Here is a 14,237-nt window from a genome sequence, read left to right as displayed (position 1 = left end):
CGACCGGCAAACCTGCCCGAGGTCGCCAGCTATGGCGTCTATCGCCTCGACAACCAGGACTATGTGCGCATCGACGGCAATTACTACCGCTCCGCACAAAACGCCAACGGCCGCTATATCTACGATGGCAACCCCTCACATCGCATAACCATTCGCCGTAGCGGCAATGGATGGGATGTCATGCCGCCATCGGTCGGACGCGGCGGCATGCACAGGGTAAGGCAGCAGGACCAATATCTGACACCCGCCCAAGATATACCTGAGCTGCGACGCTTCATCAAAGACAACGCCGGGGATGGATCCCTCGCACCGGAAAAGGAGCTGTTCGAAGTTCCAAGCGGTGAGAATCCCGTTATTGATGCGGCCATAGATCGAGCGAACAAACTACTGACCGATGCAGAAAAAAACCTTGCCGATATTGCCGTAACTAAGTTTTTCGATGCAAAACTCCCGGATATATCCCAGGTCAACAATAACGAAAAGTCCCTCATCCAAGCTATTTATAGCAAAAACCACGGCATGGTAATTGGTGAATTACACACCGAGACGACCGCCAGAGATTTTTTAATCACCCACATGGCCGATCTCCGAGAGAATGGCGTCACGACGTTATACGCGGAAGGTTATTATGAATGGGATTTATCCAGCCTGATTAACCAAGAACTTCGGTACCAGATGGGCTTTAATTCCCCGCCCGCCTTACCGCCCCGAGGCGAAGCCAAATGGAAAGATGTCATCAAGCATGCCATGCACCATGGCATAAAGGTGATTCCCATCGATAGCTTGGCTGCCAGAACAATTAAAGGCCCGCCAGGTGGTCCAGAGCGTATTCAAGCACAAAACTATTATGCGCAGATGATCATCAACAGCGAACAGTCAAAACCCGGCGCCGGGAAATGGGTAGCCTTCGAGGGCGCGGCACATATTGGCAACTACCGTTACTCTTCCCCGGAAGGCACCGTTAATGTAGCGGGACTCGCGCAAGCCACCGGCGTGCCGAGTGTACGTGTCAGTCAAGCGCCGGCAGGAACACCAAGCACGGTGATATTCGATCCTGGTTCCTCCATCGAGGCACCAGGTTTGATGTACTGGTGGCAGGCCGACCTGCTTTTAACCCGGGCATGAGCGGCGAGAAATCCGCCATCGGACGCAATGACATCTTTGCGGGAGCACGACTGAAGCTCCCGCGAGAAACCCAAGGCGAGGCGTTCGTTGTACGCGCGCCAATCATCAGGAAACATGCCCGGAAAGATGGCGATGAAAACCGCCGGCATGTCGACAGGTTTGCGTTCGTCGACATGCATGGCCTGGCAAGCCTCAAGCTCCGACGCGACGATCCTCGATGATGGCACCCATGCGCCAGATGGCCTCCTCATGAGGCTGATCACGCCAGGTTTCAGCCACGGCTTGTTCGTACCAGGTAAGCATGGCTGGCTGCGCAAGCATACGTGCGACATAAGACTGCGCGACTGCCCCGAGGGAAAGCCCGTAAGTATTCGCCCGAAACACCACGGGTGCGTAGAAGGCATCCACCGCGGTAAACGTGCTTCCCACCAGGAACGGCCCCCCGAAGCGAGCCAGGCCCTCGTTCCACAACTGATCGATGCGGGAGATGTCCGCGGCCACGGCCGCCGGTGTCTCATGCAACCGTATGCGAACACCGCAACTCATCAGGCAATGATCACGCAATGCCTGAAAGCCGCTGTGCATTTCCGCTGTGGCACTGCGCGCCCAGGCACGCGTGAACGCATCTTCCGGCCATACGCCTGGATGCCGCTCGGCCAGATACTCGACGATGGAAAGGGAATCCCATACCTTCGTCTCACCATCGTGCAGGCAGGGTACGCGTCCACTCGGCGAAACGGGTCTGAACTGCACGAAGCCCGAACTGCCATCGAAAGGCTGGATGCGTTCCTCGAATGCGATGGCGAGCGAACGCATCAACACCCACGGCCGCAGTGACCAGGAGGAATAATTCTTATTGGCAATGTAGAGGGTGTACACGCATGTTCCTTCGCTGAAGTCGAACAGGTCTGCTCAGGGCTTCGCCGTCGCCACCTGCACCGGGGTGGTAACGGCCCGGCGTGCATTGACAAGAAACACGCCGGCTACGGTCAAGGCACCTCCGGCCAGGGTCAGCCACGTGGGACGTTCACCCAGCCAGAACCAGCCGATCAGCACCGCGATCGGCGGTGACAGATAAATGAAACTGCTGACCTGCGAAGCGGGAGCGCGCTTGAGCGCGATATTCCATGCCACATACCCTACGAACGTGGGCGCGACACCCAGCCACAGCAGACTGACGACATGTGCGGGAGGTGCCTTTGACAGCGCATCGACCAGACCAGATGCACCGAATGGCAGCGCGCCCAGTGTGCCTGCGAAGAACGTTACCGCCGTCACTCCAAGCGTGCTGCTACGTGCGAAGAACGGCTTCTGACCGACGAAGTAGATGGCCGAGGCCATCACGCATACCAGCACCAGGGCGGCCATCGGCTCGAAGCTCAGGCGCTTGCCCGTGGTCGACACCACCAGCACCACGCCCGCCAACGCTACCGCCAGTCCAAACAACTTGCGCGCACTCATACGCTCGCGCAGCCAGATCGCCGACACCGCAGCTGTCGCGCCAGGCACCAGTGAAATAAGGATCGCCGCCGTGCCGCTGGCAATGCGCGTTTCGGCAAAGCACAGGCATACGTGATAGACGGTCATGCCGATCAAGCCCAACAGCGCCAGCGCTGGCCAATCACGCCGCGTCGGCATGGATACACGCTTGACAAGCAACAACAGGCCAAAACAGAGCGACCCCACCAGCAGGCGCGAGAACGCCACCTGCCCTGGCGTGAACGAAGCCAGGCTATAGGCAATCGCGGCATAGGCCGAAGACCAGGTCAAAAGTGCGACCGCGATCGCCAGCAAGGCGCGGCCGTCCAGACGTTCGTTTTCCATGACACACCGGGGGCGAGAGAACGCGCTTATCGTAGTGATGGCCGGGAGGCAGGTGAATGATGGAACATAAGCACGGCTAACTTTCCACCATCGATTCAACGAAAACTGGGCTCGACCGCCATGGCATCGAAACTCGAACTCGACAGCAAGGACTGGCAGCTCCTAGAAGCCTTGCAGCGTGACGCGCGCCTGGGCTATGCGGAACTGGGGCGTATGGTGCGCCTATCTGCGCCGGCCGTTGCCGAACGGGTCAAACGCATGGAGGAAGCCGGTGTCATTCGCGGCTATCGCGCCGTGGTCGACCCCAAGCCACTGGGCTTTGGACTGGACGCCATGGTGCGCCTGCGCTGTGATGGCGGTATCTGCGCGCGCGTGGGCGAACTGGTTGCTGACATCCCCGAAGTGATCTCCTGCCGACGCCTCGCCGGCGAGGACTCGGCTTCTCTGTATGTCGTAGCGATGTCCGTCTCGCACCTGGAGAGCATCCTCGACCGCCTGCTTAAGATCCACCCCAGCATTAGCACCACCACTCTGGTCATCCTTCAGACCCCCCACGAGAACCGCCCGGTCACGAAGGCGATGCTGGTGTCTGGGTTGGCCTGGTCTGCCGGGTGACATCGCTCGCAGGGCTCGTGGTGAAGGGGGCCGCGAGTCAGCCTCCTTCCTTTCCTTCACTACGAACGCCGACGAGCGACCTTGCCCGCCTCCGGTAACGCCCCCTATATACTCGACCTTTCATGCCCCGAACACCCGGAGTCTTCATGCGTCACCTCCCCCTCCTGGCCGCTGCTGTGGCGCTTGCTCTGCCGCTGGCCGCGCACGCCGCCGACCCGCATTCCTACGCCCAACCCGCCATAGTGCGGGTGACCCACCTGGACCTGGATCTGAAGGTCGATTTCGCACAGAAGCAGCTCGATGGCGTAGCCACGCTGACGCTGGACTGGAAGAGACCCAACGCGCCGTCCCTGGTGCTCGATACGCGTGACCTGAAAATCGCCTCGATCGAGGCGGTCGATGCCAGCGGCAAGGCCACCACACTGCCCTACGCCCTCGCACCGCGCGACAAGGAACTGGGCAGCAAACTGACCATTCAGGCGCCCACACATCCGCAGGAAGTGCGCATCCGCTACACCACTTCGCCTGAGGCCAGTGGCTTGCAGTGGCTCACGCCGGCACAGACAGCGGGCAAGAAGCAGCCCTTCATGTTCTCGCAGTCCGAATCCATCCACGCGCGCTCCTGGGTGCCGCTGCAAGATTCCCCCGCCATCCGCTTCACCTACAAGGCCCACGTCAGCGCACCGCAGGACGTACGCGTGGTGATGAGTGCCCTGAACGATGCCAAGCATCCGCTCAACGGCGACTTCAGTTTCGAACAGCCGCATCCGATTCCTTCCTACCTGCTGGCGATCGCTGCCGGCGATCTGGCAGTGAAGGAAACCGGGCCTCGTTCGGCCGTCTACGCAGAACCGAGCGTAGTGGACAAGGCCGCGCATGAATTCGAAGACACCGAAAAGCTGATCGAGACCACCGAGAAGCTCTACGGTCCCTATGCCTGGGGCCGTTACGACCTGCTGGTGCTGCCACCCTCATTTCCGTTCGGCGGCATGGAAAACCCCAACATGACCTTCGCCACCCCTACCGTCCTGGTCGGCGACAAGAGCCTGGTCTCGCTGGTATCGCATGAGCTGGCGCATTCGTGGTCGGGCAATCTGGTCACAAGTGCTGCATGGCGCGACATCTGGTTGAACGAAGGTTTCACCACCTACGTGCAGGGCCGTATCACCGAAGCCGTATATGGCAAGGCGCAGGCAGACGAAGAAGCGCTGCTATCGGCACGTGCGCTCCAGAAGGGCTTGACCGACATGCCCGCCAACGCGCAGAAGCTCGCACCCGATCCGCGCGGCATTGGCGCCGACGACGCGCTGTCCGATGTGGCTTACGACAAAGGCTCATGGTTTCTGCGCACGCTCGAACAGCGCTTCGGCCGCGATAACTTCGATGCCTACCTGAAGGGCTATTTCGCGCACTTCGCTTTCCAGAGCATCACCACCGAACAGATGCTCGATTACCTCAAGCCGAACCTGATCGACAAATACCCCGGCAAGATGAGCTGGGACGAGGTCAAGGCCTGGATCTACCAGCCCGGTGTTCCCAAGGATGCGCCGCTGCCCGATTCGCCGCGCTTCAACGCGATCGACAAGGAGCGCAGCGATTTTCTCGCCGGCAAGCTCGACGTGGGCAAGCTCGATGCCAAGGGCTGGAACACGCAGGAGTGGATGTACTTCCTCGATCGTTTACCAGACGTCACCCCGCTTGAGAAGATCAAGCAACTCGACGACGCCTGGCACCTGACCGGCACACCGAACGCCGAGATCGGCATGCGTTGGTACACCCACGCGATCGCCGCCGGTGACAAGGATGTGTGGCCGGCCGCCGCCGAGCACATGACGCGCATCGGCCGCATGTATCTCACCCTGCCGCTGTACAAGGCGCTGACCGCCACGCCCGACGGCCTGGCCTTTGCCAAGTCGGTCTACGCCAAGGCCAAGCCGGGCTACCACCCGCTGACCCAGCAGGCCGTGGATAAATTGCTGGCCAAGGCACACCCCGAAGGCAACAAGTAAGCAGCGCCCACTGGCCGCGTCGTTCCTTTAGGACCGACGTGGCCAGTGGTTCCACCACGGCGGCAGTGGCCCGCCGCACCAAGGACCTCGCATGAAAGCATCGCTACGCATGGCATGGACCGCACTTGGCCTGGTACTGGCCGTTCCCTTTCCCTGCCTGGGTGCCGAGGCAGCTCCCGCTCAGCCAGCCCTGCACGATGCCCTGCTCGCCCTGGACAAACAGTCGGACACGGAGCTCGATAACGAGCACCTGCATCGCTTGAAATTCCTGATTGCGCAATACGGCTGGCCCACTGTGAAGAGTGCCGGACGCGATGGCGTGGATGCCATCGGAGATTTGCTCGTGCGTGCCGGTGCCGACGAGAACTTCCAGGGCGACGGCGAGCAGTATTACGGTACGCGCATCGGTATCGACATCGACCCGCTGGCCTATGCCGTTCTCAACGACCGCATCGAAGTGGCACACGGACGTCCCCAGCAATTTGGCAGCTTGCTCACACTCGATCAGGGCAAGGTCGTCACCTCGCCTACGACATCGGCCAAAGTCGCCAATGGTTATCGCGACTCGATAGGCCTTCCCTTCCTGGACACCTATCTTAAGCAAGTACAGGCCGCTCTCGACGACGGCAAGCCGCTGACAGATGCCGCCGCAACCCCGCGGCTGTCCACCGAGTTGCACCCGGTCACCAATCCACAACTACGTAGTCAGTTGCACGAAATGGTGGCCTCCGAACAAGTAGCCCGCAACGTGTTCGTGATGAATGGCATGCGCGAGGGCTCGCCGGAATTCAAGCATGTGGCTGCCATCGATGCCGCGCACCTGCCGCGCATCAAGGCCATCTTCGACAAGGTGGGCTTTCCCGATGCCCAGATGGTCGGCCGCAGCGGCGTATCGAACTTCTTCATCCTCGTGCAACATGCCGATGCCGATCCGGCCTTTCAGGCCAAGGTCCTGGAAGAGGCGGCAAAGCGGATGCGCGCTGGCGAGCTTTCCCGCCAGCAATATGCACTGATGACCGACCGAGTCTTGATTGCACAGGGCAAGCCACAACGTTATGGCTCGCAGATACAGGACAAGGACGGCCATAGCATACCGCTGCCTACCGAAGATCTGGCGCACGTCGACGAACGACGAGCTGCCATGGCGCTGGAACCCCTAGCCGATTATCTGAAGGAAACGGACGCGATGTATGCGCCCGCCGCATCCACCACCTCACACTGATCCATGAATACCAAGACCTCTCCCACGCCTTCCCCGCGCCCTCTATGGCAGCGCCTGCTGATCCGCCGCCTGAAATTCCTGCTTATCGTCGCCGTCATCATCGGCGTCGCACTCGGTGGCAGCTATCTGTTCGCGCCGCAATGGCTTATGCGCGCAGACGCCGCGCGCCAGGCGATGGGTGCCAGCCTGGAGACCCATTCGGTCAACGTCGGCGATAGCCATTGGGTGTACTACGAAGGCGGTCAGGGCAGCATCACTCTAGTGCTGCTGCACGGCTATGGCGCGGACAAGAACGTCTGGCTCAAGCAGGCCAAGATCCTGGGTCAGCACTTTCACCTGGTGATCCCTGACCTGCCCGGCTGGGGTGAATCCTCACGCCTGGATGGCGCCAGTTACAACATCGACGCACAGGCCGAGCGCCTGGCCGGATTCGTCGACGCGTTGCGCTTGCAACATTTCGTGCTGGTAGGCCATTCCATGGGCGGCGCCATCGCAGGCGTATATGCCGCCGATCATCCCGAGCATGTCGCCGAACTGGTGTTGATGGATTCGTTGGGACTGAAGACCCATCCCAACGACTTCACACGCGCAGGCCTGGACGGTAAGAACCTGTTCGACTATGACGATCGCGCCGGCTTCGAGCGCGCTACCGCACTCACCTTCGCCAAGCCACCGCAGGTACCGGGTCGTTTCATCGACGTGCTGGTCAAGCGCAACATCGCCAACCGCGCTTTCAACGACAAGGTATTCAAGGAGCTTACCGATCCATCGCAGTATCTATCAGTGCAAAATCGCCTGGATAAGCTCACCATGCCAGTACTCGGCATCTGGTGCCAGCAGGACAAGGTCATGGACATCTCCGGCCTGGAAAGCCTACGCGGCGGCCTGACCAGATCCAGCGCCATCAGCTCAAGCATCCTCAATGGCTGCGGACATATGCCGCTACTGGAGAAGCCTGACGAAGTCGCGCGCATCTTGACGGCGTTCGCGTTATCGCATTGATGGCTTGCTTGCAGAGGCGGGCGGCGGGGACATTGAACTGAGCGCCCCGTCGAGGCCGCGAGATATGCGAGCCAGAGTGGGAGCATTGAACGATTGCCTCAATCGACGCCATCGACGATAGGGGCATACCTTGCATCGCGAATGAATTTGTCTTCTTGGCATCTTTGGAAGCAGAGGGCTGACCGATGCACGATGTTGCCTCCCCTTCTCGCATGAGCGACTTCAACCGCGAAGAACGATTCACGACGTAATCGCGGCTTGGGGATTTAAAGCTCCAATCTGCGACTGAAGTCGCGCCTACGGGCTCTTGCGGTTGCTCTTACGGTGACGAGGTTGACGGGTCTTTTGCCGGTACCAGCCAGCGCACCGCCCAGATGCCCAGTTCGTAAAGCGCACACATCGGAATCGCCAGCATGATCATCGAGGTGATATCCGGCGGTGTGATGAAAGCAGCAATCGCGAACGCACCCACGACAGCATAGCGACGTGCACCTTTGAGCTTTTCGACATCGACCAGGCCAATCGCGGCCAGGATCACCACGGCTACCGGCACTTCGAAGCACAAACCAAAGGCGAAGAACATCAACATCACGAAGTCGAGATAGTGTGTGATGTCGGTCATCATCTCCACACCTTGCGGGGTCACCGCCGTGAGGAAACGAAACGCCGCCGGTAGCACCAGGAAATAAGCAAACGCGCAGCCGCAGTAGAACAACACCAGCGCAGCGACCAGCAGCGGGCGTGCCAAGCGCTTCTCATGCTTATAAAGGCCTGGGCTGACGAATGCCCACAACTGGTACAGCACCATCGGCATGCAGATGAACAAGGCGCAATAGAACGCCAGCTTGAGTGGCGTCACGAAGGGACTGGCTACTTCGGTAGCAATCAGGTGCGCACCCTGTGGCAGGCGCGCTACCAGCGGCGCGGCGAGCTCCGAATATAGATGGTTGGCGAACGGCACCAGGGCCAACAGCACCGCCAGCACCGTGATAGTGGCCTTGAGCAGCCGTGAGCGCAGTTCGATGAGGTGCGAGAACAACCCTTGTTCCAGGCCATCCAGTTCCGGTTGCTCAGGCGCCGCCATGCGGGGTGTCCTTGCCCGGCGGCTCGCCGGCATGCTGGGTTTCGCTGTTCGATGCGGGTAGCGCCGCATCTACTGGGGCTTGGCTTTCGTCGAGCGCCTTGGGCGGTATGTCGGCGACCGTATCGCGCATCTTCTTCAAGGTGGCATCGAGTTCGGCCTGTGCCGCTTCCGCCTTGGCGGCCGCCTCTCGCGCTTGGCGACGGATGTCCTCTACCTGCAATTCGCGCTCCACCTCGGCGCGCACGCTTTCCCAGCCCAGCCTCACACGGCGCAACAAGGCGCCGGCGGTACGCGCGGCGTGCGGAAGCTTTTCAGGCCCGAGCACGATCAGCGCGACAAGCGCGAGCAGTACCAGCTTGCCGAAGCTGATCTCGATCATGGTGCCAACACGCCAGGCTTACTTGGTCTCGGACGTGTCGCGCTCGCGCTGCGTCTGGCTGGAGGCGGGCGGATCGGCCTTCAATCGCTGCTCGTCCTTGGTCTTGTCGGCATCTTCGCCGCCGTCCAGGCCCTTCTTGAAGTCGCGGACCGCACCACCCAGGTCCGAGCCGATATTGCGCAGCTTGCTGGTGCCAAACAGCAGCACCACAACGACGAGAAGAATGATCAGGTGGGTAATACTCATGGGACTAAGCCTTTGAAAACGGAGCAAGTCCGGAAAAGTGCCGCCCCAGGTCGAGGTCGCTGGGGCGCCGGTCTTTCCGATTCAGCGTTGAGTGTACTCCTCAAGGCGATCGCGGAAGTCCACCACCGGCCCTGGGACGTTGCTGACCCCCCCCTCGAAAATGCGGCGAGGGGTAACACCCGATCCATAAATGGATGCATTCGCGTCGTAATCAATGCGCAGGGCCGAGCCGTCCAGGGCAACGCCCGCAAACAGGCCGCGCGAGCGCGAGTAGGAGTAGATCTCGGCCTTGAGCTGACTGTCAGTCGCGGCGGTGGCGGTGCGGCCGACCGGACCTGCCGCGGCCGAGGCGTCCGCGCCCAACGTGAACTTGCCGTTGACAATGGAGTCGACGCCGCGCTGGGTGCGGAAGACCAGGATCACATCGGTGGATGAGACACCGGCCTGGAAACCAACGCTGCCGCCGGTCAGGGTGACAAAGCTGGGGTTGGACCAAGTACCGTCCGGGCTCTTGACCGAGATCAAGCCTTCACCACGACGCCCCCCGAAGATAAGGCCAGCCTTGACCATGTCAGGGATGACCGCGATGGCATGTGCATCGCGCAGCAGATCGGTCGGAATCGACTTGTCCGGCGCGTCCATGATCTCACGCAGCACGCGCACCGCATTGTCAGCGCGCTTGAGCGGCGGGTCTTCCGCATGGACGGCCAAAGCCGGCAGAACGAGCAGTGCGGCGAACATCCAGCGACGCAGCAAACGAAAAGACATGGGAAAGCTCCTTGGAACGTAGAGTCGGATCGGGGCCAGCCCGCGGCACTGCGACAACCGGGATCGCGGCGTGACAGGTGGCTTGTGGCAGACTCGTTGCACTGACTCGATGTCATCGCGACGCATGCCAAACTCCAATCACTATACCGGCCTGTCCGGGTATTCCCATGACCAGCCGTTAAAGGCCGGTGTACTCCTGGTCAACCTTGGCACACCCGAGGCCCCCACCGCAGGAGCACTTCGTCCTTACCTGGCCCAGTTCCTCGGCGATCCTCGCGTCATCGAATACCCACGCTGGCTATGGCGACTGATCCTGCACGGGGTGATCCTGCGAATCCGACCGGCACGTTCGGCGCACGCCTACCAGCGCGTATGGACGCCCGAAGGCTCTCCGCTGCGGGTGGGCAGCGAGGCGGTGGCGCGTGGCCTGGGACGGGCGCTGGCATCCCTGCGTCCCGGTCCTGTGCAGGTGGAACTGGCCATGCGCTACGGACAACCCTCGGTAGCCAGCCAGATAGCCCGCATGCAACGCGAAGGCGTACGCCGGCTGCTGGTGCTGCCGCTGTATCCGCAATATTCGGCCACCTCGACGGGCTCGGTCATCGACGCGGTAGCCGACAGTCTAAAGCAACTGCGCTGGCCGCCCGAGCTGCGCATCGTCAACGACTACCATAATGATCCAGCGCACATCGAGGCGCTGGCCCGGAGTATCGAGGACTGGTGGAATCGCCAAGGTCGCGGCGACCGGCTGCTGCTGTCCTTCCACGGCATCCCCGAGCGCTACCTGCACGCCGGCGACCCGTATTACTGCCAATGCCACGCTACGGCGCGCCTACTGCGCGAACGCCTGCAACTGGATGCCACGCAGATGGTGGTGAGTTTCCAGTCGCGCGTCGGTCGCGAGCGTTGGCTGCATCCCTACACCGATGCTACGGTGCGCGAACTGGCCGCCCAGGGAGTCAAGCGGCTGGATGTCGCCTGCCCGGGCTTCGCTGTGGATTGCCTGGAAACGCTGGAAGAAATCGCCATGCAGAACCGCGACTTCTTTGTCGAAGCCGGCGGCAGCGAGCTGCGCTACATTCCCTGCCTCAATGACAGCGCCGGACAAATAGACAGCCTGACGCAACTGGTATTGCGCCATACCCAAGGTTGGGAGGAATTTTCTCCCGACTACGATGCCGCCGCCACCCAGGCAAGCCAGCACGCTGCACGCGAACGAGCCCGGGCCCATGGCGCCCACTGAGTTCACCGTCGAACTGCCTCATCTGACACTGACCGGCCTGCGCTGGGGGCGCTCTAACACACCAACCCTGCTGGCCTTGCACGGCTGGCTCGACAACGCTGCCAGCTTTTCCACGCTGGCCCCGGGCCTAACCGACAAATGGCAAGTCATGGCGCTGGATCTACCAGGCCACGGCCACGCCGGTCACCTGCCGCCGGGCATGCATTACCACTTCGTCGACTACGTGCGCATTGTGCTGGCCGCCGCCGATCACCTGGGACTTTCGCGTTACGCCCTGCTTGGCCATTCCATGGGCGCGGGAATCGCCTCGCTGGTTGCTGCCACGCGCCCCGAAGCCATCACAAAGCTGGCACTGGTCGAAGGCCTGGGCCCGGTGGCCGATGACGGCTCGCACACTCTTTCGCGCTGGCGCGACGCATTCACTGAACAGCCATCCAGCCCTGGTCGCGGGTTGCGGGTCTTTCGCGATATCGACCAGGCCGCCAGCGCACGAGCCATCGCCACCGACCTGCGCGCGGACCTTGCGCGTCCCATCATCGAACGCGCCCTGATCGCGGTTACCGACGGCTGGCAATGGCGCAGCGATCCGCGCCTGACCCGCAGCACACCGTTACGCATGGCCGAAAGTCAGGTACGCGCCCTGCTGGCCGGCATCGGCACACCTACCCGCCTGCTCCTGGCCACCCCCAACACACCGTACCTGCCAACGTCCCTGATGACCGAGCGCGCCGCATGCGTGACGAATATCGCGGTCACGCACATGGAAGGGGGACACCATCTGCATCTGGAAAGAACCGATGAGGTGGTTCGCTGGCTGGGTGCGTGAAGCCGCCCGCTTGCGCGAGCTCTAAAAAGTAAGGGCGGCGGCTCCACTGCCTGTAAAGAGGAAGAACCTCCATAGGGTCAGATCTCCCTCTTCGCGCTCTACAGCGAGCAATGCGAGTGGCTTTACGGGCATCAGCATCCCTTGCGACTCAACGTAAACCCAAGACATCACGCCCTTGCTCAAACGTGACATCCACCGGAATTTTCGCGCTATCCAGGCGCTTTAGATCACCGGCCAATGGGGCTTCGACGTTGCCGAGGGTATCGGTCAGCTGCTTGGCCGCGTCGTAGTCGCCGTCGCCCTGGATGGTCAGCAGCTTTGCCGAGAGCGCGTTCATGGCCGCGGTCATCTTGTCAAAGTCAACGCGATAACGGCCCGTCTTGTCATCGCGACTGAAAGCACCCTGCTGCTTGAAGAAATTGAAACGCACCATGTTGGCCTTGGCGTGCGCGTCGCTCGCACCGAATCGTACGGAACGCAGGATGCCAGCAAGGAAGGTCACGTAGTTGTCCATGAGCCGTGTCTTGTCCAATTCGCCCTTGTCGGCCAGCTTGGTGACCATGTACAGACCAAGGATGTCGGCCTTACCTTCCTCGAAGCTCGATGCCTGATCCTTGAGCGCAGTACGCACCATGCCCTTGCCGTTGATGGTCTGCTTGATACCCAGGCCATGAGCTACCTCATGGAACATGGTGTTTTCGAAGAAAGCATCGAACGTCAGGTGCGACTGCTGATCATCGGCAATCAGCTCTCTGGCGATCGGCAACATGATGGTATCGAATTTCGCACGCATCACGTTTTCCAGCTGCAATCGGCGCGTGCCCTTTTTCAATTGCACTTCTTCGTCATTGGGCAAATTGATGGCAATCGTCTTGGCGCCGACGTTGGCATCACCGGCGTAGTACACGGCGAAATAGGCATTAAGGTCGGCATCGGAACCGGGCTTTTCCTGTTTGTATTTCGCATCCACCGGCAATTGAGTCTGCAATTGGGGCAGATACTTGGCAAAGCGTGAAAGCCTGGCACTCCAGGCCTGGTCCTTGATTAGCACATAGCTCTCGAAGCTGGCCTTGTAGCCGAACAACTGGTCCTCATACGTTTCGATCGGGCCGATGACGATATCGACCGGATTGTTCTTCATCGACATCCAGGCGAAATCGCTGGGGCGATAATCGTCATTGAGCAAGGCATCGGCACGCATCTTCAGGTATTTGGCGAAATCCTTGTCGCTGGAAAGTTCGGCCGCCTTGCGCAGCAGATCGGCGGCCTTTTGCAGATCATCATGATATGCCTGGGAATAAGGCACGCTCACCAGATGATGTTGCGCGTCGTAGCGCAGGATGGTGTAAAGCGACGCCTTGTCCTTGAGAGGGGATTTTTCGAAGTCGTCCTTGCTCATGTCAGCCGGATAGAACTGCGCGCCAGGCGGACGCGCGCCCACGCCGGCCACGAAAGGCTGGTCATTATTCAAGCGGTCCCAGGGGCCATAGTTGACCTGGGCATATTGCTTGACCGACGGATCGGCAATGCGCTGCATTAACGCCTGTCTGTCACCCCAACCCTGTTTCCAATAGATATCATTGGTGACGTCGGCTGCCTGGATCAGCAACGCGATCATCTGCTTTTGCTTGTCATCGAAGCCGGAGAGATCGGCGGTCAGCCTGACGCTGGCGTAATTGCCCAAGCCCTGCTTCGCCAGGTCGGCATCGGTGGAAGCATCAGGCTGGGCCGGTGCCGACCTGGCCGGCGCGGGCGTCGTCGCCGCCGATGCGGGAGCCTGGGGCTGCTCGGGCGAACCACAGGCGGTAAGCGTGGCAAGCAGGGATAGAGTCAACAGGCGACGGCGCATGGGGCTTCCTTGAGGTGTGACAAAGGAGCCGATAGTACCGCCCTC

Annotated in this window: 14 protein-coding genes; 7 read left to right on the top strand and 7 right to left on the bottom strand. The window is 60.9% G+C overall.

What is annotated here, in order from left to right; translation table 11 throughout:
• A partial coding sequence (locus VF436_RS19040; RefSeq protein ID WP_330905625.1) for a membrane-targeted effector domain-containing toxin occupies window positions 1–1,125 on the top strand: 1,125 nt, incomplete at its 5' end.
• Between the two features lie 192 nt (window positions 1,126–1,317).
• On the opposite strand, the gene VF436_RS19035 is transcribed toward VF436_RS19040, so the two are convergent.
• Both VF436_RS19035 and VF436_RS19030 read right to left on the bottom strand, forming a co-directional pair.
• Window positions 1,318–2,004: a glutathione S-transferase family protein gene (locus tag VF436_RS19035; protein WP_330905624.1), complete on the bottom strand. Its 687-nt coding sequence runs from the start codon at window positions 2,002–2,004 to the stop codon at window positions 1,318–1,320.
• Window positions 2,005–2,037: 33 nt separating this feature from the next.
• On the bottom strand, window positions 2,038–2,949 hold the full coding sequence (locus VF436_RS19030; protein ID WP_330905623.1) for a DMT family transporter: 912 nt from the start codon (window positions 2,947–2,949) through the stop codon (window positions 2,038–2,040).
• A 120-nt stretch (window positions 2,950–3,069) separates the two neighbouring features.
• On the opposite strand from VF436_RS19030, the gene VF436_RS19025 reads away from it, so the two are divergent.
• The 4 genes from VF436_RS19025 to VF436_RS19010 all read left to right on the top strand — a co-directional run bounded on the left by VF436_RS19025 (window position 3,070) and on the right by VF436_RS19010 (window position 7,797).
• The gene (locus VF436_RS19025) at window positions 3,070–3,564 is read left to right on the top strand and encodes an Lrp/AsnC family transcriptional regulator (protein ID WP_330905622.1); all 495 of its coding nucleotides are present in this window, start codon (window positions 3,070–3,072) and stop codon (window positions 3,562–3,564) included.
• A gap of 146 nt (window positions 3,565–3,710) precedes the next feature.
• Window positions 3,711–5,573 (top strand): M1 family metallopeptidase, encoded by a 1,863-nt coding sequence (locus VF436_RS19020; RefSeq protein WP_330905621.1) that lies wholly within the window; start codon window positions 3,711–3,713, stop codon window positions 5,571–5,573.
• Window positions 5,574–5,664: 91 nt separating this feature from the next.
• On the top strand, window positions 5,665–6,795 hold the full coding sequence (locus VF436_RS19015) for a DUF6624 domain-containing protein (RefSeq protein ID WP_330905620.1): 1,131 nt from the start codon (window positions 5,665–5,667) through the stop codon (window positions 6,793–6,795).
• A gap of 3 nt (window positions 6,796–6,798) precedes the next feature.
• Window positions 6,799–7,797, top strand: a complete 999-nt coding sequence (locus VF436_RS19010; protein WP_330905619.1) for an alpha/beta fold hydrolase — start codon at window positions 6,799–6,801, stop codon at window positions 7,795–7,797.
• Window positions 7,798–8,116: 319 nt separating this feature from the next.
• On the opposite strand, the gene tatC is transcribed toward VF436_RS19010, so the two are convergent.
• The 4 genes from tatC to VF436_RS18990 all read right to left on the bottom strand — a co-directional run bounded on the left by tatC (window position 8,117) and on the right by VF436_RS18990 (window position 10,274).
• Window positions 8,117–8,881 carry a twin-arginine translocase subunit TatC gene (tatC, locus tag VF436_RS19005; RefSeq protein WP_330905618.1) on the bottom strand — a complete coding sequence of 255 codons (765 nt, stop codon included), beginning with the start codon at window positions 8,879–8,881 and terminating at the stop codon, window positions 8,117–8,119.
• On the bottom strand, window positions 8,868–9,260 hold the full coding sequence (tatB, locus tag VF436_RS19000) for a Sec-independent protein translocase protein TatB (RefSeq protein ID WP_330905617.1): 393 nt from the start codon (window positions 9,258–9,260) through the stop codon (window positions 8,868–8,870). Before tatB ends, tatC begins: the two co-directional genes overlap by 14 nt.
• Before the next feature lie 18 nt (window positions 9,261–9,278).
• Entirely contained in the window at window positions 9,279–9,506 is a 228-nt protein-coding gene (gene tatA / locus VF436_RS18995; protein ID WP_330905616.1) for a Sec-independent protein translocase subunit TatA, read from the bottom strand.
• Between the two features lie 81 nt (window positions 9,507–9,587).
• Entirely contained in the window at window positions 9,588–10,274 is a 687-nt protein-coding gene (locus VF436_RS18990) for a lipid-binding SYLF domain-containing protein (RefSeq protein WP_330905615.1), read from the bottom strand.
• 124 nt (window positions 10,275–10,398) lie between these two features.
• On the opposite strand from VF436_RS18990, the gene hemH reads away from it, so the two are divergent.
• Both hemH and VF436_RS18980 read left to right on the top strand, forming a co-directional pair.
• Complete coding sequence (gene hemH / locus VF436_RS18985; RefSeq protein WP_330905614.1) at window positions 10,399–11,517, top strand: ferrochelatase; 1,119 nt, start codon at window positions 10,399–10,401, stop codon at window positions 11,515–11,517.
• Window positions 11,504–12,343 (top strand): alpha/beta hydrolase, encoded by an 840-nt coding sequence (locus tag VF436_RS18980; protein ID WP_330905613.1) that lies wholly within the window; start codon window positions 11,504–11,506, stop codon window positions 12,341–12,343. The genes hemH and VF436_RS18980 overlap by 14 nt, the downstream gene beginning before the upstream one ends.
• A 148-nt stretch (window positions 12,344–12,491) precedes the next feature.
• Here the strand turns inward: VF436_RS18980 and VF436_RS18975 are convergent, their stop codons facing one another.
• Window positions 12,492–14,192, bottom strand: coding sequence for a dipeptidyl-peptidase 3 family protein (locus tag VF436_RS18975; protein ID WP_330905612.1), 1,701 nt, complete (start codon window positions 14,190–14,192; stop codon window positions 12,492–12,494).
• Window positions 14,193–14,237 lie beyond the last annotated feature (45 nt).

Source organism: Dyella sp. (genome assembly GCF_036384435.1).
Lineage (GTDB): Bacteria > Pseudomonadota > Gammaproteobacteria > Xanthomonadales > Rhodanobacteraceae > GSA-30.
Note: the sequence above shows the minus strand (reverse complement) of the source record. Positions and strands in the feature narration are given on the sequence as shown.

Bases quoted from the DNA above. Each gene is read 5' to 3' on its own strand.
- VF436_RS19030 (WP_330905623.1), bottom strand. From the start codon at position 2,949: ATGGAAAACGAACGTCTGGACGGCCGCGCCTTGCTGGCGATCGCGGTC.
- VF436_RS19025 (WP_330905622.1), top strand. From the start codon at position 3,070: ATGGCATCGAAACTCGAACTCGACAGCAAGGACTGGCAGCTCCTAGAA.
- VF436_RS19020 (WP_330905621.1), top strand. From the start codon at position 3,711: ATGCGTCACCTCCCCCTCCTGGCCGCTGCTGTGGCGCTTGCTCTGCCG.
- VF436_RS19015 (WP_330905620.1), top strand. From the start codon at position 5,665: ATGAAAGCATCGCTACGCATGGCATGGACCGCACTTGGCCTGGTACTG.
- VF436_RS19010 (WP_330905619.1), top strand. From the start codon at position 6,799: ATGAATACCAAGACCTCTCCCACGCCTTCCCCGCGCCCTCTATGGCAG.
- tatC (WP_330905618.1), bottom strand. From the start codon at position 8,881: ATGGCGGCGCCTGAGCAACCGGAACTGGATGGCCTGGAACAAGGGTTG.
- tatB (WP_330905617.1), bottom strand. From the start codon at position 9,260: ATGATCGAGATCAGCTTCGGCAAGCTGGTACTGCTCGCGCTTGTCGCG.
- tatA (WP_330905616.1), bottom strand. From the start codon at position 9,506: ATGAGTATTACCCACCTGATCATTCTTCTCGTCGTTGTGGTGCTGCTG.
- VF436_RS18990 (WP_330905615.1), bottom strand. From the start codon at position 10,274: ATGTCTTTTCGTTTGCTGCGTCGCTGGATGTTCGCCGCACTGCTCGTT.
- hemH (WP_330905614.1), top strand. From the start codon at position 10,399: ATGCCAAACTCCAATCACTATACCGGCCTGTCCGGGTATTCCCATGAC.
- VF436_RS18980 (WP_330905613.1), top strand. From the start codon at position 11,504: ATGGCGCCCACTGAGTTCACCGTCGAACTGCCTCATCTGACACTGACC.
- VF436_RS18975 (WP_330905612.1), bottom strand. From the start codon at position 14,192: ATGCGCCGTCGCCTGTTGACTCTATCCCTGCTTGCCACGCTTACCGCC.